The sequence below is a fragment of the Caballeronia sordidicola genome, assembly GCF_001544455.2.
In the GTDB taxonomy this organism is placed as follows: domain Bacteria; phylum Pseudomonadota; class Gammaproteobacteria; order Burkholderiales; family Burkholderiaceae; genus Caballeronia; species Caballeronia sordidicola.
Genome location: NZ_FCOC02000022.1, coordinates 82,852 through 98,271, shown reverse-complemented (window position 1 = coordinate 98,271; position 15,420 = coordinate 82,852). Strand labels below are relative to the sequence as shown.

At 59.6% G+C, this 15,420-nt stretch carries 22 protein-coding genes; 1 reads left to right on the top strand and 21 read right to left on the bottom strand.

Annotated features, from left to right (window positions below):
• Positions 1–273, top strand: a 273-nt coding sequence (locus AWB64_RS25760) for a PDZ domain-containing protein (protein ID WP_157766700.1), incomplete at its 5' end; no start/stop codon positions are given.
• Between the two features lie 81 nt (positions 274–354).
• Here the strand turns inward: AWB64_RS25760 and tatC are convergent.
• From tatC to AWB64_RS25655, 21 genes are all read right to left on the bottom strand, one after another.
• Positions 355–1,155, bottom strand: a complete 801-nt coding sequence (gene tatC / locus AWB64_RS25755; RefSeq protein WP_060858245.1) for a twin-arginine translocase subunit TatC — start codon at positions 1,153–1,155, stop codon at positions 355–357.
• Between the two features lie 69 nt (positions 1,156–1,224).
• Positions 1,225–1,758 carry a Sec-independent protein translocase protein TatB gene (gene tatB / locus AWB64_RS25750; protein WP_060858244.1) on the bottom strand — a complete coding sequence of 178 codons (534 nt, stop codon included), beginning with the start codon at positions 1,756–1,758 and terminating at the stop codon, positions 1,225–1,227.
• A 65-nt stretch (positions 1,759–1,823) separates the two neighbouring features.
• Positions 1,824–2,051 (bottom strand): Sec-independent protein translocase subunit TatA, encoded by a 228-nt coding sequence (tatA, locus tag AWB64_RS25745; protein ID WP_056355605.1) that lies wholly within the window; start codon positions 2,049–2,051, stop codon positions 1,824–1,826.
• Positions 2,052–2,252: 201 nt separating this feature from the next.
• On the bottom strand, positions 2,253–2,615 hold the full coding sequence (locus AWB64_RS25740; RefSeq protein ID WP_060858243.1) for a histidine triad nucleotide-binding protein: 363 nt from the start codon (positions 2,613–2,615) through the stop codon (positions 2,253–2,255).
• A gap of 48 nt (positions 2,616–2,663) precedes the next feature.
• A complete protein-coding gene (locus tag AWB64_RS25735) occupies positions 2,664–3,056 on the bottom strand; it encodes a DUF4870 family protein (protein ID WP_060858242.1) in 393 nt (130 codons plus the stop codon).
• A gap of 42 nt (positions 3,057–3,098) precedes the next feature.
• Complete coding sequence (locus AWB64_RS25730) at positions 3,099–3,479, bottom strand: phosphoribosyl-ATP diphosphatase (RefSeq protein ID WP_060858241.1); 381 nt, start codon at positions 3,477–3,479, stop codon at positions 3,099–3,101.
• Positions 3,479–3,892: a phosphoribosyl-AMP cyclohydrolase gene (hisI, locus tag AWB64_RS25725; protein WP_060858240.1), complete on the bottom strand. Its 414-nt coding sequence runs from the start codon at positions 3,890–3,892 to the stop codon at positions 3,479–3,481. Before hisI ends, AWB64_RS25730 begins: the two co-directional genes overlap by 1 nt.
• Positions 3,893–3,895: 3 nt before the next feature.
• Positions 3,896–4,669 carry an imidazole glycerol phosphate synthase subunit HisF gene (hisF, locus tag AWB64_RS25720; protein WP_060858239.1) on the bottom strand — a complete coding sequence of 258 codons (774 nt, stop codon included), beginning with the start codon at positions 4,667–4,669 and terminating at the stop codon, positions 3,896–3,898.
• A 162-nt stretch (positions 4,670–4,831) separates the two neighbouring features.
• Positions 4,832–5,584 carry a 1-(5-phosphoribosyl)-5-[(5-phosphoribosylamino)methylideneamino]imidazole-4-carboxamide isomerase gene (gene hisA / locus AWB64_RS25715; protein ID WP_060858238.1) on the bottom strand — a complete coding sequence of 251 codons (753 nt, stop codon included), beginning with the start codon at positions 5,582–5,584 and terminating at the stop codon, positions 4,832–4,834.
• Between the two features lie 146 nt (positions 5,585–5,730).
• A complete protein-coding gene (hisH, locus tag AWB64_RS25710; RefSeq protein ID WP_060858250.1) occupies positions 5,731–6,381 on the bottom strand; it encodes an imidazole glycerol phosphate synthase subunit HisH in 651 nt (216 codons plus the stop codon).
• A gap of 19 nt (positions 6,382–6,400) precedes the next feature.
• Complete coding sequence (locus AWB64_RS25705) at positions 6,401–7,021, bottom strand: MarC family protein (RefSeq protein WP_060858237.1); 621 nt, start codon at positions 7,019–7,021, stop codon at positions 6,401–6,403.
• Between the two features lie 49 nt (positions 7,022–7,070).
• Positions 7,071–7,658 carry an imidazoleglycerol-phosphate dehydratase HisB gene (gene hisB / locus AWB64_RS25700; protein WP_060858236.1) on the bottom strand — a complete coding sequence of 196 codons (588 nt, stop codon included), beginning with the start codon at positions 7,656–7,658 and terminating at the stop codon, positions 7,071–7,073.
• A gap of 33 nt (positions 7,659–7,691) precedes the next feature.
• Positions 7,692–8,762, bottom strand: coding sequence for a histidinol-phosphate transaminase (gene hisC, locus AWB64_RS25695; RefSeq protein WP_060858235.1), 1,071 nt, complete (start codon positions 8,760–8,762; stop codon positions 7,692–7,694).
• 52 nt (positions 8,763–8,814) lie between these two features.
• Positions 8,815–10,140, bottom strand: coding sequence for a histidinol dehydrogenase (gene hisD, locus AWB64_RS25690; RefSeq protein ID WP_060858234.1), 1,326 nt, complete (start codon positions 10,138–10,140; stop codon positions 8,815–8,817).
• Between the two features lie 39 nt (positions 10,141–10,179).
• Positions 10,180–10,863 carry an ATP phosphoribosyltransferase gene (gene hisG / locus AWB64_RS25685; protein WP_060858233.1) on the bottom strand — a complete coding sequence of 228 codons (684 nt, stop codon included), beginning with the start codon at positions 10,861–10,863 and terminating at the stop codon, positions 10,180–10,182.
• Positions 10,860–12,128, bottom strand: coding sequence for a UDP-N-acetylglucosamine 1-carboxyvinyltransferase (murA, locus tag AWB64_RS25680; RefSeq protein WP_060858232.1), 1,269 nt, complete (start codon positions 12,126–12,128; stop codon positions 10,860–10,862). The genes hisG and murA overlap by 4 nt, the downstream gene beginning before the upstream one ends.
• Before the next feature lie 136 nt (positions 12,129–12,264).
• On the bottom strand, positions 12,265–12,504 hold the full coding sequence (locus AWB64_RS25675; protein WP_060858231.1) for a BolA family protein: 240 nt from the start codon (positions 12,502–12,504) through the stop codon (positions 12,265–12,267).
• A 41-nt stretch (positions 12,505–12,545) separates the two neighbouring features.
• Positions 12,546–13,301 carry an ABC transporter permease gene (locus AWB64_RS25670; RefSeq protein WP_060858230.1) on the bottom strand — a complete coding sequence of 252 codons (756 nt, stop codon included), beginning with the start codon at positions 13,299–13,301 and terminating at the stop codon, positions 12,546–12,548.
• Positions 13,298–14,224 (bottom strand): ABC transporter ATP-binding protein, encoded by a 927-nt coding sequence (locus tag AWB64_RS25665; RefSeq protein ID WP_060858229.1) that lies wholly within the window; start codon positions 14,222–14,224, stop codon positions 13,298–13,300. Before AWB64_RS25665 ends, AWB64_RS25670 begins: the two co-directional genes overlap by 4 nt.
• A 225-nt stretch (positions 14,225–14,449) precedes the next feature.
• The gene (locus tag AWB64_RS25660) at positions 14,450–14,719 is read right to left on the bottom strand and encodes an STAS domain-containing protein (RefSeq protein ID WP_060858228.1); all 270 of its coding nucleotides are present in this window, start codon (positions 14,717–14,719) and stop codon (positions 14,450–14,452) included.
• Entirely contained in the window at positions 14,716–15,345 is a 630-nt protein-coding gene (locus tag AWB64_RS25655; RefSeq protein WP_060858227.1) for an MlaC/ttg2D family ABC transporter substrate-binding protein, read from the bottom strand. The genes AWB64_RS25660 and AWB64_RS25655 overlap by 4 nt, the downstream gene beginning before the upstream one ends.
• Positions 15,346–15,420 lie beyond the last annotated feature (75 nt).

Below are 15,420 nucleotides of genomic sequence, written 5' to 3'. Positions count from 1 at the left end.
GGCGTGCTGCAAGGCGGCCCCGCCGATAAAGCCGGCATCAAGCCTGGCGACATCCTGATGAACATCAACGACGACGCCATTACGGACACCACGCGTTTGCTGAATGTGGTCGCGCAGATCAAGCCGGGGACATCGGTGAAGGTTCACTTGATGCGAAAAAGCAAAGAACTGGACGTGAACGTAGTGATTGGCAAGCGGCCAATGCAGCCGAAGTCGCCGCAATCACCTGATGACGAAGGCGGCGACCAGGGTGGGGATCAGGGCGACGAATAGGCGTCAGCTTTTTCAATAAAAAGGCCGTTCCAACGTAAGTTGGAACGGCCTTTTTGCGGGCAATACCGGGCAGCGAAAGTCTTACTCCACATCCCTTTTCGCGTCTTCGGTCGCTTCCGCTTCCTGCACTTTGATCTTGTCCTTGCCCACTATAATGCGCGCCGCGATGATCCCGACCTCGTAAAGAATGATCAGCGGCACGGCCAGAATCAACTGCGAAAACACATCTGGCGGCGTTACGACAGCCGAAATCACAAACGCGCCGACAATCACATACGGCCGGATCTGCTTGAGCTTCGCAATCGTCACGAACCCCATGCGCGCCAGGATCACCACGATGATCGGCACCTCGAAGGTCACGCCGAATGCAAGAAACATGGTGAGCACGAAGCTCAGGTAATTATCGATATCCGTCGTCATTTCCGCGCCGAGCGGCGCGTTGTAATGCGCCATCACGCGAAAAATGGTCGGGAATACGACGAAATACGCGAACGCCATACCGCACAAGAACAGGAAGTAGCTGCTGCCGACCAGCGGCACGACCAGCTTCTTCTCGTGCTGATAAAGCCCGGGCGCAATGAACGCCCAGATCTGATACAGCACAATGGGCAGCGCGATCACGAGCGCGACCATCATGGTCACTTTCATCGGCACGAAGAAAGAGCCGGTGACGTCCGTGACGATCATCTTGCCGTCCTTCGGCAAGTTCTGCATGAGCGGCCGGGCAAGCAGCCTGAAAATGTCGGGCGCCCAATAAACCAGCCCGATAAACACGACAATGACCGAAGCGCCTGCGCGGATGATGCGGTCACGCAGTTCGACCAGGTGCGAGATAAACGTCTCTTCGACAGGCTCGTCTTTAATCTGTTGCGGGTCGCTCACGCCGGCCCTCTGCTGGGATTCATCGATGGAAGGGAAATTGGTGTTCGCGATTTGGAAGCGGCAACATCGTCAGAAAAACCGCGTCGGACGGCGCAGCGTTTCGGGCGTGTGCCGCGCCACGCGCGCCGCGCCTGACTGGACGCGCGTCTTGCGCACCGACGTACGCTTATACCAGTTCGGAATGGCACTCTGCTTGACGCGCCAGTTCTTGCGTTTGCCTGACGAGGCACTGCTGTCCGAGGAAGAGCGCCAGGTATCGCCGGAAACATGCGTCAGGTTCGGGTCGCCGCCGCCCGCGACGCTGTCGGACACCGACGTGCCGCGCTTCCAGGCATCGTTGAGTTCGGCTTCGTGCTGGCGCAAATTGTCGTGAATGGTGTTCTCGACGTTCGATGCCGCCGTCTCGAACTCCGTGCGCATCTTCTTCAATTCGTCGAGTTCCATCTCACGCGAGACTTCGGCCTTGACGTCGTTGATATACCGCTGCGCGCGCCCGAACAGTGCGCCGGCCGTCCGTGCCACGCCGGGCAAGCGTTCCGGCCCGAGCACCACAAGCGCGACGACGCCGATCAGCGCCATTTTGGTCAGACCGAGGTCAAGCATGGAATCGAAGATCCTGAAGGTGACGAATGAATATGGCCGGCGCTACGCCTACCGGACCCGCTCGCTTACCGGTAGTCGCTCGAACGCGTCTTGTCCTTCGCTTCCACGTCGACCGCGCCGTTGCGCGGCAGTTCGCGTTGTTCGGCCGGCGTTTCGCCTTCCTTCATGCCTTCCTTGAAACCCTTCACCGCGCCGCCCAGATCGCCGCCAATATTACGCAGCTTCTTGGTGCCGAAAACCAGTGCGACGATCAACAACACGATCAACCAATGCCAAATGCTTAACGAACCCATGACTGAAAACTCTCCTTGACCTCGCCGCATGTGCCCGCGGCGAAGAATGTGGACCCTGCGGTCCGAGCCGGAGCGCTGACGCTCCGCTGATTAAACCGACATTTTGCGCGCGCAATATTGCGATGAAAAGACGCTTTCGATTTCATTACATCGCAATCGGCGCTTTATTGCCCGAAAGTGGTCCATTTCCACGCCGCCAAGCTAACCCATCCTGCGCCATGGCCGTTCCCCGGCGAGGATATGGGCATGAATGTGATAAACCTCTTGCCCGCCGCCCGGCCCCGTATTGATGACCGTGCGGAATCCCGTATCGCCACCGGTGTATGCAACGCCCAATTCCTTGGCGAGCCGCGCCGTCAGGCTCAGCATTCTACCAAGCAGCGGCGCGTCGGCTTCGGTACAACTCGAGAGCGTCTCAATATGTGTACGCGGAATCACGAGCACATGAACGGGAGCAGCCGGATTGATATCGTGAAAAGCAACGAATTCATCGTCTTCGTGGACTTTCTTGCTCGGAATTTCTCCCGCAGCGATCTTGCAGAAAATACAGTTCTCTTGGCTCATGTGTTTTGCGGGTGATCCCGGTTATCGATGCGCGTTGAGGGTTGGGTTTCAGACCCAGGCGCGTGGTTGCAATGACTTGTTTTCGTACAAAAACAGCCAGCCTTTTATAACCCGATATAACGTCCAGATTCCGACCACGGCCAGGATAGGAAACCCTATCAGCACCCAGATCAGCGCAACGCCAATCACATGGCCGAGCAGCGCCCACCAAAAAGTACGGATCTGCCATTGGAAATGCGCCTCGTACGGCGTGCCGGCGACGTCGTCACGTTTCAGATAATTGATGATGATCGCGATCAGCACCGTCAATCCGCCCGTCAGCCAATAGGCCGCGTAGAGCGCGTACAGCACGTGCGTCAACGTGCGCAGGCTGCGCAGCCGCTCGGAATCGGCCGGGTTCTCGTAGACGGGCGGTGGGTAAGGTTCGTACGGCTGATTCATTTCATCCTCCTGATGCCCGTCGATGCAAAGCGGCGCCCGCTTTCAGCGGCCGTTTTCGTCCTGCTCGCGATCGCGGGACTTGCGCAACGCTTTCTCTTCGATCCCCGACGTACCTTCGCGCCGTTCGAGTTCCGCGATGACTTCCGCCGGACCGAGATCGAAATGAGACAGCATCACAAGACAATGGAACCACAAGTCGGCCACTTCGCCGACAAGCGCCTTGGGCGCGCCACCGTGGCGCGCATCCTTGGCGGCCAACACGACTTCGGTGGCTTCTTCGCCGATTTTTTTCAGAACGGCGTCGTCACCTTTATGAAAGAGTCGGGAAACATAGGATTGTTCCGGGTCCCCGCCCTTGCGGCTGTCGATAATTGCCGCGAGGCGCAGCAGCGTGTCTTGCGTGGAAATCGTAGGCTCGGTCATTACTTGTAGATATGTTCGGGGTCCATCAGGACGGGTTCTACGGCGACCCAATCGCCCGTTTCCACCGATCCCTCGAATTTCTGGAAAAAGCACGAGTGACGGCCGGTATGGCAGGCAATGCCCGACACTTGCTCGACCTTCAGCAAGACGACGTCTTCGTCGCAATCGAGCCGGACTTCGTGCACGTGCTGGACGTGTCCCGACTCTTCGCCCTTGAACCAGAGGCGCTTGCGTGAGCGTGAGTAGTACACAGCGCGTTTCAATTCGATGGTCTTCGCCAACGCTTCGCGGTTCATCCACGCGAACATCAGCACGTCGCCGGTGGCAGATTCCTGCGCGATTACCGGCACAAGGCCGTTGTCGTCCCACTTGACCTTGTCCAGCCAGCCCGCCGCTTCAGTTTGTACAGTCACCGCTTAAATCCTCACCGATATACCCTGGTCCGCCATGAAGCGTTTTGCTTCGCCAACCGTGTGTTCGCCATAGTGGAAGATGCTGGCGGCAAGCACCGCATCCGCATGACCTTGTGTGATGCCGTCGGCGAGGTGTGCAAGCGACCCTACGCCGCCCGAAGCAATGACAGGAATCGAAATCGCGTCCGATACCGCGCGTGTCAGCGCAAGATCGAACCCGCTCTTGGTCCCGTCCCGATCCATGCTGGTCAGCAGGATTTCTCCCGCGCCGAGTTCGGCCATCTTGCGCGCCCATTCAATGACGTCGAGCCCGGTATTCTTGCGGCCGCCGTGCGTGAACACTTCCCACCGAGGCGTCTCGCTGTCGGCGCTGACGCGTTTTGCATCGATGGCGACCACAATGCATTGCGACCCGTGTTTGTCCGACGCGTCGCGCACGAGTTGCGGGTTCGATACCGCCGACGAGTTCATGCTGATCTTGTCGGCGCCCGCGTTCAGCAAGCGCCGGACATCTTCCACCGCACGCACGCCACCGCCCACGGTCAGCGGAATAAAGACCTGCGACGCCACCTGTTCGATGATCGGCAGGATCAGGTCGCGCTGATCGGAGGTCGCGGTGATGTCAAGGAATGTGAGTTCGTCGGCGCCTTGATCGTCGTATCGGCGGGCGATTTCAACGGGGTCGCCCGCGTCGCGCAATTCGAGGAAATTGACGCCCTTGACCACGCGGCCGGCAGTGACGTCGAGACAAGGGATGATGCGTTTAGCGAGAGCCATAGTCTTGCGAATGCCGTTTTGCTGCGGGTAAATGACGAAAGCGCAGCGGCTTCAAACGAGAAACCGCCAGCGAGAGAAAGATGCTGTGTCGGCGCAATTGCGCATTCAGCGGCCGCCCAAGATATACGGAAACCCTGAACCAGCGCCGTTAGGCACGCTATTTCAAGCGTCGTCCGCTTCCCGCAGCTTGTCGGCACGGGCTTGTGCAGCGGCAAAATCCAGATCGCCGGAATAAATCGCGCGCCCACAAATCACGCCCTCAATGCCTTCGTCTTCGACTTCGCACAGGGAGTCGATGTCAGCAATGTTTGACAACCCGCCGCTCGCAATCACAGGAATCTTGACGGCTTGCGCGAGGCGTACCGTTGCTTCAATGTTGATGCCCTGCAACATGCCGTCGCGGCCAATGTCCGTGTAGATAATCGATTCGCAGCCGTAGTCTTCGAACTTGCGCCCAAGGTCGATGACTTCATGGCCGGTCAGCTTGCTCCAGCCGTCCGTTGCCACCTTGCCGTCCTTGGCGTCCAGTCCCACGATGATATGACCCGCAAAAGCGGTGCACGCATCCTGGAGAAAGCCCGGATTTTTCACCGCCGCCGTGCCAATGATCACGTACTCCAGACCGTCGTCCAGATAGCGCTCGATGGTATTCAGATCGCGGATACCGCCGCCAAGCTGCACCGGAATGTCGCTGCCGACTTCCTTGATGATCGCCCGGATGGCGTCCTCGTTTTTTGGTTTGCCGGCAAATGCGCCGTTCAGGTCGACGAGATGCAGCCGCCGCGCGCCCCGCTCGAGCCAGAGCCGGGCCATTGCCGCCGGATCTTCGGAAAAAATGGTCGCCTGGTCCATATCGCCTTGTTTGAGGCGTACGCACTGACCGTCTTTTAGATCGATGGCCGGAATGAGCAACATAAGAAATAGCGTTAAAGGAAAGGGTTGATCGAACGATTGCGAGCGGCGCCAAGCGCCTCTTTTCGCTTATCGTTTCGCTAGTGTAGTACAAGTAATGCGAGCGCCACGGCTGCAAACGGCATAAGGCAAAACGTCAAAAAACACGCTCACGGATTCCAGTGAACGAAGTTCCGATACAGCCGCAAACCGGCGTCGGCGCTCTTCTCCGGATGGAATTGCGTAGCGAACAGATTATCGCGAGCAATCGCCGATGTGAACGGCGCGCCGTACAGGGTTTCGCCCGATGTGTGCGCCGGATTGTCCGGGACACCGTAATAACTGTGCACGAAATAGAAGAACGATTCGTCGGGCACGCCTTCCCAGATCGGATGCGGCTGCGTCTGGCGCACGCGGTTCCAGCCCATTTGCGGTACTTTGAAACGCGAACCGTCGTCCTGCAACTTCCCTTCGAGGGCGAACCGCACGACTTTGCCCGGCACGAGGCCAAGACCATTCGTGCCGCCCGCGCCGCCTTCCTCGCTCCAGTCGAACAGCATCTGCTCGCCCACGCACACGCCCAGCATGGGCTTGTTGCGCGCGGCTTCCATTACGGCGTCCTGCAGGCCCGATGCGCTGAAATGCGCCATGCAGTCGCGCATTGCGCCCTGCCCCGGCAATACGATCCGGTCAGCGGCGCGAATGGCTTCGGGCTGCTCGACGATCGCCACGTCCGCTTCCGGCGCGGCGTGCCGCAGCGCCTGATACACGGAGCGCAGGTTGCCCATGCCGTAGTCCACGATTGCTATCGAAGTTTTCATCGAAGTCATTAAAACAACGCTATTTCAGGGAGGGAATCAACGCCTTCAATCCATTGACGATAAATTCAACCGCCAGTGCCGACAACATCAACCCCATCAGCCGCGTACCAATATTGATACCCGTACGGCCAACCCAGGTGGCGATGGGTTCGGCCAGGCTCATCGCGCCATAACACAGCACGGCCAGCACGCCGCCGATCATGACGAGACCAATGCGGTCGTACCAGTGCGCCACGCTTGCAGAATAGATGATTACCGTACTGATGGAACCCGGTCCGGTCAAAAGCGGAATGGCGAGCGGCACGACCGCAATGCTGTTCTTGATCTCCGCTTCGTGCCGTTCTTCCGGCGTCGAGCGCGCGTTGCCCGTCTGCGCGTTCAGCATGTTGATGGCCATCAGCAACATGATGATTCCGCCGCCCACTTCAAGCGAACCGACCGAAATGCCGAAGAACGCAATAATCTGCTGGCCGAGCAACGCCGTCACGGCGATCACGCAAAACACCGAAATGGACGCGACCCGGATCGTGCCCGCTTTTTCCGAACGCGACATTTCGGTCGTCAGGCTCAGAAAAAACGGAATCGCGCCGACCGGATTGATCAGCGCGAGCAGCGATATAAACGATTTGAGTAGGTTCATCGAGGGCCGCCGGGCTTCCGCGGAAGCGAGCCGTGGCGTTTATCCGGCTTTATAGACTGCCCTTGGTCGATGGAATCTGTCCCGCCGCGCGTTCGTCCAGTTCCACGGCCATGCGCAGCGCACGCCCGAACGCCTTGAACACGGTTTCCACCTGATGATGCGCATTGATGCCGCGCAAATTATCGATGTGAAGCGTCACGCCCGCGTGATTCACGAAGCCGCGAAAAAATTCGATGGTGAGATCGACGTCGAACGTACCAATGCGCGCACGCGTGAACGGCACGTGGAATTCCAGGCCCGGACGGCCCGAAAAGTCGATGACCACGCGCGACAACGCTTCGTCGAGCGGCACGTACGAATGGCCGTATCGGCGGATGCCCTTGCGGTCGCCAATGGCCTTCGCCACCGCCTGGCCCAACGTGATGCCCGTGTCTTCGACCGTGTGATGGTCGTCGATATGAAGGTCGCCATGCGCTTCGACGTCGAGGTCGATCAAGCCGTGACGCGCGATCTGGTCAAGCATGTGGTCGAGAAACGGCACGCCGGTGGCGAGCGTTTGGCGGCCGGTGCCATCCAAGTCGAGCTTCACACGGATCTGCGTTTCGCTGGTGTTGCGAACGACTTCCGCAATGCGCATGGTATTTCCTTCGAAACTTTTAAGAGAATTATTTCAGTGCAGCGCGAGTTTCAGAGCGGCGATCATTTGCGCATTCTCATCTGCCGATCCAACCGTCAAACGCACGCAATTTGCCAGTAACGGATGCATTTTACTCACGTTTTTGATCAAAACCCGCGATGTCAGCAGGGTTTCGAAGACGGTTGCTGCATCTGGAACACGAACCAGCAGAAAGTTGCCGGCGCTGGGATAAACGGTCGCGCCGGGAAGCGCCGCGACGGCCTGTTCCAGACGTGTGCGTTCGGCGCGAAGTTCGGCAGCCTGGGCATCCAGCACGTCGAGGTGATCGAGCATGAAATCCGCCGTAGCCTGCGTCAGCACGTTGACGTTGTAGGGCGGGCGCACCTTGTCGAATTCCGTGATCCACGACGCCTTTCCCGCGAGATAACCCAGGCGGATTCCGGCAAGGCCGAGTTTCGACATCGTGCGCATGACCACCACGTTGTCGAAATCGGAGGCCCGCGGCAGCCAGCTTTGCTGCGCGAATGGCTGATAGGCTTCATCGATTACGACCAGGCTTTTCGACGCCGCCGCGATCACGCGTTCCATGTCGGCGCTGTCGTAGAGCGTGCCCGTGGGATTGTTCGGATACGCGAGATACACCAGCGCCGGATCGTGCATTTCGATGGCGGCGATCAGCGTGTCTGCGTCGAGGGTGAAATCGGCGTTCAGCGGCACGCCAACGAATTCCAGCCCCGCGAATTTCGCCGAGATCGCGTACATCACAAAGCCGGGAACCGGCGCGATGACCTTGGCGCCCGGCTTCGCGCACGCCGTCGACATCATGCTGATGAGTTCGTCCGAACCGTTGCCGAGCAGCACTTCGCACGCAGCGGGAACCTGCATCACGCGCTTGATCTTTTCGATCAACGCCGCCGGACGCGGCTCCGGATAGCGATTCAATGCGACATCGGCGAGCCGGTTGCCGAGTTCAGCCGCGAGCGGCGCCGGCAGCCTGTACGGATTTTCCATTGCGTCGAGCTTCACCAGACCGGTGGAATCCGGCACGGGATAGCACGTCATGGCAAGGACGTCGGGGCGGAGAATGTCTTGTGGTCGTGTCATGGTCTTCGAACTTCCGGGCGGCTTTCGAGCCGCCTCCTATTTGTATGTGTGGTTACTGCGCCGTGTTTTTCATCCGGTACTCAGCGCTGCGGGCATGTGCCTGCAAGCCTTCGCCGTAAGCCAGTTCCGCTGCAATTTCCCCGAGCGTCTGCGCACCTTCCGCGCTGACTTCAATCACGCTCGAACGCTTCAGGAAATCGTACACGCCAAGTGGCGACGAAAACCGCGCCGTACGCGATGTCGGCAGCACGTGATTCGGTCCCGCGCAATAATCGCCGAGACTTTCGCTCGTGTAACGGCCGAGGAACATCGCGCCCGCGTGACGGATCAGCGCCGCCCATTGATGCGGATCGAGCGCGGAAATCTCGAGGTGCTCCGGCGCAATGTCATTGGCGATCGCGCACGCCTCGTTCATGTCGGCGACCTTGATCAGCGCGCCGCGATCTTCCAGCGAGCGCTGAATCACGTCGCGACGCGGCAGCGTGGGCAGCAACTCATTGATCGCGTCTTCCACGCGCTGAATGAACGCCGCGTCCGGGCACAGCAGGATGGATTGCGCGAGTTCGTCGTGCTCGGCTTGCGAGAAAAGGTCCATCGCGACCCAGCGCGGGTCCGTGGTTCCGTCGCAGATAATCAGGATTTCCGACGGTCCCGCAATCATGTCGATGCCAACCGTGCCGAACACCCGCCGTTTCGCCGACGCCACATACGCGTTGCCGGGGCCGCAGATCTTATCGACGGCGGGAATGGATTGCGTGCCGTACGCAAGCGCGCCAACCGCTTGCGCGCCGCCGATGGTGAACACGCGATCCACGCCGCCAAGCAACGCGGCGGCGAGCACGAGCGGATTTTTTACGCCATCGGGCGTGGGCACGACCATCACGATTTCCTTCACGCCGGCAACGCGCGCGGGAATTGCGTTCATCAACACCGACGACGGATACGCCGCCTTGCCGCCCGGCACGTAGATTCCGGCGCGGTCGAGCGGCGTGACTTTCTGGCCGAGCACGGTGCCGTCTGCCTCCGTGTATTGCCAGCTATGACTGCCGCATTCGATTTTTTGCTTCTCGTGATAACCGCGCACGCGCGCCGCCGCCGCTTCCAGCGCGGCGCGGCGTTTTGGCTCAAGCCCTTCCAGTGCCGCTTCCAGCTCGGATTGCGGCAATTCCAGCGATGCCACGCTTTCCGCCTTCAGCCGGTCGAACCTGTTCGTGTAGTCGAGGACCGCTTCGTCGCCACGTTTTTTGACATCGGCGAGAATTTGCGCGACAGAGCGCTCGATGGCTTCGTCCTCGCTCGCCTCGAACGCGAGCACCGCGTGCAGCGCCGTGTGAAAACCGTTGGCGCTGGAATCGAGTTTGCGAATCTTGATAGACATGATGCTGGTATCCGTTGGTTTGCCTTGGCTTATAAAGCCTCAGGCGCTCGCCGACGCGCGTTCGAACGCATCGAGGTAAGGTTTCAACGCGGCGCGCTTCAGCTTCAGCGCGGCCTGGTTGACGACCAGACGCGACGATATTTCCATGATTTCCTCGACTTCGACAAGATCGTTCGCGCGCAATGTATTACCCGAACTAACCAGATCGACGATAGCGTCGGCCAGACCAACCAGCGGCGCGAGTTCCATGGATCCGTACAGCTTGATCAAATCAACGTGGACGCCCTTCGCCGCGAAATGCTCTCGCGCCACTTCAACATATTTTGTCGCCACACGCAGCCGCGCGCCTTGTCGCACGGCGGATTCGTAGTCGAAACCGTTCTTCACCGCGACGGACATCCGGCAGCGCGCAATGTTCAGGTCGACCGGCTGATACAACCCGCCGCCGCCATGCTCGATCAACACGTCCTTGCCCGCCACGCCGAAATCCGCAGCGCCATATTCCACGTAAGTAGGGACATCGGTTGCACGCACGATGATCACGCGCAGATTCGGATTCGTGGTCGGCAAGATCAGCTTGCGCGACGTCTCGGGGTCCTCGGTCACTTCAACGCCAGCCGAAGCGAGCAGCGGCAGCGTTTCCTCGAAGATGCGTCCCTTCGACAAAGCCAGCGTCAAGATCGCGCCCGGCTGCACCGACGCGGAAGTCTGCAGTGAACTCATTGCTCCACCCCGCCGCCCTTGATGCGCCGCACGTTCGCGCCGACGGTCGTCAGCTTGCTCTCCATGCGGTCGTAGCCGCGATCGAGGTGATAAATCCGGTCGATGAGCGTCTCGCCTTCCGCACACATGGCCGCGATCACCAGACTCGCCGACGCCCGCAAATCCGTCGCCATGACTTTCGCGCCCGACAGTTTCTGCACGCCGGTAACGAGCGCCGTGTTTCCGTCGATGGTAATGCTCGCGCCCAGGCGATTCAGTTCCTGCACGTGCATGAACCGGTTTTCGAAGATGGTTTCGACCGCTTGCGACGTGCCGCTGGCCAGGGTGTTGAGCGCCATGAATTGCGCCTGCATGTCGGTCGGGAACGCCGGATACTCCGATGTGCGGAAGCTCACCGCATTCGGCCGCTTGTTCATGCGCACGCGAATCCAGTTCTCGCCTTCTTCAACCGACACACCCGCTTCGTGCAGCTTTTCGATCACCGCTTCGAGCAACGACGGATTCACGTTGCGCAACGTGACGTCGCCACCGGTTGCCGCAACGGCGCAAAGAAACGTGCCCGCTTCAATACGATCCGGCACGACCGAATGCCGCGCGCCGTGCAACGTGTCCACGCCCTGAATCACCAGCCGATCCGACCCGATACCCTCGATCCTTGCGCCCATTGCGACGAGCAGGTTCGCAAGGTCGCTCACTTCCGGCTCGCGCGCCGCGTTCTCGATAACCGTTTCGCCGTCCGCCAGCACCGCCGCCATCAGCAGGTTTTCCGTGCCGGTGACGGTAATCATGTCGGTGACAATGCGCGCGCCTTTCAACCGCTTCGCCCGCGCCTCGATGAAACCATGCTCGATCGTGATCTCGGCGCCCATCGCCTGAAGGCCCTTGATGTGCTGATCGACTGGACGCGCGCCGATTGCGCAGCCGCCCGGCAACGACACCTTCGCTTCGCCGAAGCGCGCGACCAGCGGCCCGAGCACAAGAATGGATGCACGCATGGTCTTGACCATTTCGTACGGCGCCACGAGGTTGTCCACCTTCGATGCATTCAGCGTGACACGTCCGTCCGCCGACTCCGAGCGCAAGCCCATCTGGTTGAGCAATTTGAGCATCGTGCGCACGTCCTGCAGATTGGGCACGTTTTCCAGATGCACGTCGTCGGCCGTCAGCAAGCTGGCGCAGAGAATCGGCAACGCCGCGTTCTTCGCACCCGATACAACGATTTCGCCCGAGAGCTTTGCGCCCCCGACAATCACGAGTTTGTCCATGCCTGGCGTTCCTTCTACTGAGCTTCCTGCAGCGGCGCCGTTGTCGGCGTCGCGGTTGTCTTGAGTGAATCGCACTAAATTTCCAGCTTATCGGTTGACGGGTGATGCATCGAATGCACGAGAAACAAAGGAACGCTCAGGCCGGTTTCCACTCGGCGGGCGTCAGCGTCTTCATGCTCAGCGCGTGGATTTCCGCGCGCATGCGGTCGCCAAGCGCCGCGTACACGAGTTGATGACGCGCAATGGGCCGCTTGCCTTCGAACGCATCGCTCACGATGGTCGCAAAGAAATGCTGGCCGTCGCCTTCTACTTCAACGTGCTGGCAAGCGAGGCCGCCAGCAATGTAGTCTTTCACTTGCTCGGGAGTCGGCAACATGGATTTCTCCTGGAAATTGAGCGAAATCGGTTAATCCGCGCCTAGTGGCGCAACTTGTAGCCGCTTGCCAGCAGGCGCATGGCGATGACAGCCAGCACGATGAAAAACCCGCCGACAATACCCAGGCTCGCAAGCGGACTGACGTCGGACATGCCAAAGAAACCGTAGCGAAATCCATCGATCATGTAGAAAAACGGATTGAGCCGCGACACTTCGCGCCAGATGGGCGGCAGCGTATGCGTGGAGTAGAACACGCCCGACAGGAACGTCAGCGGCATGATCAGGAAATTCTGGAACGCGGCGAGCTGGTCGAATTTATCCGCCCAGACACCGGCGATCAATCCGAGTGTTCCCAGGATTGCCGATCCGAGCATGGCGAAGGCAAGGATATAGAGCGGCGCGCTGAAGCTCATCGGAATAAACCATACGGTCACGATGAATACGCCAAAACCGACCGCCAGTCCGCGTACCACGGATGCCAGCACGTACGCGAAGAACATTTCCCAGTGCGAAAGCGGAGGCAGCAGGACGAACACAAGGTTGCCGGTGATCTTCGACTGGATCAGCGACGAAGAGCTATTCGCGAAGGCATTCTGCAGCACGCTCATCATGACGAGGCCGGGCACCAGGAAACTCGTATAGGCCACGCCCGGATATACCTCGACGTGACTGGTCAGCGCGTGACCGAAGATCATCAAATAGAGCAAGGCCGTGATCACCGGCGCGAGCACGGTCTGGAAGGCGACCTTGTAGAAACGCAGAATCTCTTTATAAAACAGAGTGCGAAAGCCGCTCATGACAAGCCCTCGACCACTTCCGGTCCGTTCATCACCTGCACGAACACATCCTCCAGATCCGCTTTGCGGACATCGATTTCATCGAACGTGCAACCCGCCGCGCGACATTTCGCGAGGATCGGCTCGACGTCGTCATAGCTTGACAGGCGCAGCAGATGATTCGTGCCGGAGGTCGCGCGCGGGTCGATTTCCAGCGCGCGCAACTCGACGGGAAGAAAACCTTGGGAGAACCGCAGCGAAAGCTGCATGCCGGCGAAGCGCTGCAAGAGCGTGCTGGTTCGTTCGAGTGCAACTACTTCGCCGCGCCGCAACATGGCGAGCCGATCGCACAGCGCTTCGGCTTCTTCCAGATAGTGCGTGGTCAGCACAATGGTGTGACCTTCGCGATTCAGGCGCGAGATGAACTTCCACAGCGTCTGCCGCAATTCGACATCCACACCCGCAGTCGGCTCGTCGAGCACGATCACCGGCGGCTTGTGCACCAGCGCCTGCGCCACCAGCACGCGGCGTTTCATGCCGCCCGAAAGTGCGCGCGTGTTGACATCGGCTTTCTCGGTGAGATCGAGATTCGCCATGATTTCATCGATCCAGTCGTCGTTCTTGCGCAAGCCGAAGTAGCCGGACTGGATGCGCAGCGATTCGCGAACGGTGAAAAACGGATCGAAAACGAGTTCCTGCGGCACGACGCCGAGCGAGCGGCGGGCATCGCGGAAATCCGTGACCACGTCGTGCCCGCGCACGGAAATCGTGCCGCTATCGGCGCGCGCCAAGCCCGCGAGAATGCTGATGAGAGTGGTTTTACCTGCGCCGTTCGGGCCGAGCAGACCGAAAAACTCGCCCTCCTCGACCACCAGATTCACGCCCTTGAGTGCTTGCAGCTCTTTGTAGCGCTTTTTGACGTTGCGGATTTCTATGGCTGACATTGACAGTGCGCGCGCGTGTTGGGGGCTGCGCCTTTTAGGTGTGCGGATCGGAACCGGAACCCGCCTTTATTACGATGAAAGGCGGAAGATGGGCCGAAAAAACGGTTGATTATAGGCCATCTGCGGCCGAGGGCTGCCGCAAGCGCGTCCATGACAACCCTGTCCGGTGCGTCTCGTCTGTATTGAAACAGCATCGAAACGCGCCAGTAGTTCAGCCAGACAGGGTCAATGTCGGAAGGTGAGAAGCGTATTGACGCCGTAGGCTTGCGCGAGACTGGCAAGCCCGGAAGGGAGATTTATCACGTCGAGCGCCGTACCGCGCGCGGCGGCGGCACGCTGCCATGCGATCAAAACAGCAAGCGCCGAGGAATCGAACTGCTTGAGCGGCGCGCAATCCACTTCGGTCGCGCCCGCTGCTATGCGCGACAAACCCGCCTCCAGCGCACTCCTGGCGCTGTCGTGCGTGAGGGTCGCGGCGGTTTCGAAGCGACTCACGATGCCTTGCCGTTTGCCAGTTGCTGGTTACGCGTGGTCAGGAACTGCAGCAGGCCGGAGACGCCATGTTGCTGGATCTGCTCGTTGAATTGCTGCTGGTAAGCCTGGATCAGCCACGCGCCGAGCACGTTGATGTCGTAGACCTTCCAACCCTGCGGCGTCTTGTACAGACGATAGTCGAGCTGGATCGGCGAACCGTTGTTCACCACGACCGAGCGCACCACGACGTCGGTATCGCTCGGATCCGCGCGGAACGGCTTGTACTGGACCTGCTGGTCACGAACCTGCGCCAACGCGCCCGAGTATGTGCGAATCAGCAGCATCTTGAATTGCTCGACGATCTGCTTTTGCTGCTCCGGCGTAGCCGTATTCCAGTTGCGGCCCATCACCAGACGCGTGGTGCGCGTGAAGTCCGTGTACGGCAGGATCTTTTCGTTCACCAGTTCCGTGATGCGCGTGATATTGCCCGACTGGATCTGCTTGTCCGCCTTGATCTGGTCGAGAACCTGCGTTGTCACCGTCTTTACCAGACCATCTGGCGTCGACATGTCGGCGGATTGAGCGAACGCGCCGGTGCAAAAGGCCACCAACACAGCAAACAGGGGAAGCAAGAATAATTTTTTCATTAAGGACTCTGCAAAAAAAGTGGCCTGGGTTTGAGCGTGGCGCGCTCCATGAGTTCATCGCCACGCTGTTACCAG

Excerpts from the sequence above, each read along its gene's own strand:
- tatB (WP_060858244.1), bottom strand. The coding sequence starts at position 1,758 with ATGCTTGACCTCGGTCTGACCAAAATGGCGCTGATCGGCGTCGTCGCG.
- tatA (WP_056355605.1), bottom strand. The coding sequence starts at position 2,051 with ATGGGTTCGTTAAGCATTTGGCATTGGTTGATCGTGTTGTTGATCGTC.
- AWB64_RS25740 (WP_060858243.1), bottom strand. The coding sequence starts at position 2,615 with ATGAGCCAAGAGAACTGTATTTTCTGCAAGATCGCTGCGGGAGAAATT.
- AWB64_RS25735 (WP_060858242.1), bottom strand. The coding sequence starts at position 3,056 with ATGAATCAGCCGTACGAACCTTACCCACCGCCCGTCTACGAGAACCCG.
- AWB64_RS25730 (WP_060858241.1), bottom strand. The coding sequence starts at position 3,479 with ATGACCGAGCCTACGATTTCCACGCAAGACACGCTGCTGCGCCTCGCG.
- hisF (WP_060858239.1), bottom strand. The coding sequence starts at position 4,669 with ATGGCTCTCGCTAAACGCATCATCCCTTGTCTCGACGTCACTGCCGGC.
- hisA (WP_060858238.1), bottom strand. The coding sequence starts at position 5,584 with ATGTTGCTCATTCCGGCCATCGATCTAAAAGACGGTCAGTGCGTACGC.
- hisH (WP_060858250.1), bottom strand. The coding sequence starts at position 6,381 with ATGAAAACTTCGATAGCAATCGTGGACTACGGCATGGGCAACCTGCGC.
- AWB64_RS25705 (WP_060858237.1), bottom strand. The coding sequence starts at position 7,021 with ATGAACCTACTCAAATCGTTTATATCGCTGCTCGCGCTGATCAATCCG.
- hisB (WP_060858236.1), bottom strand. The coding sequence starts at position 7,658 with ATGCGCATTGCGGAAGTCGTTCGCAACACCAGCGAAACGCAGATCCGT.
- hisC (WP_060858235.1), bottom strand. The coding sequence starts at position 8,762 with ATGACACGACCACAAGACATTCTCCGCCCCGACGTCCTTGCCATGACG.
- hisD (WP_060858234.1), bottom strand. The coding sequence starts at position 10,140 with ATGTCTATCAAGATTCGCAAACTCGATTCCAGCGCCAACGGTTTTCAC.
- hisG (WP_060858233.1), bottom strand. The coding sequence starts at position 10,863 with ATGAGTTCACTGCAGACTTCCGCGTCGGTGCAGCCGGGCGCGATCTTG.
- murA (WP_060858232.1), bottom strand. The coding sequence starts at position 12,128 with ATGGACAAACTCGTGATTGTCGGGGGCGCAAAGCTCTCGGGCGAAATC.
- AWB64_RS25675 (WP_060858231.1), bottom strand. The coding sequence starts at position 12,504 with ATGTTGCCGACTCCCGAGCAAGTGAAAGACTACATTGCTGGCGGCCTC.
- AWB64_RS25670 (WP_060858230.1), bottom strand. The coding sequence starts at position 13,301 with ATGAGCGGCTTTCGCACTCTGTTTTATAAAGAGATTCTGCGTTTCTAC.
- AWB64_RS25665 (WP_060858229.1), bottom strand. The coding sequence starts at position 14,224 with ATGTCAGCCATAGAAATCCGCAACGTCAAAAAGCGCTACAAAGAGCTG.
- AWB64_RS25655 (WP_060858227.1), bottom strand. The coding sequence starts at position 15,345 with ATGAAAAAATTATTCTTGCTTCCCCTGTTTGCTGTGTTGGTGGCCTTT.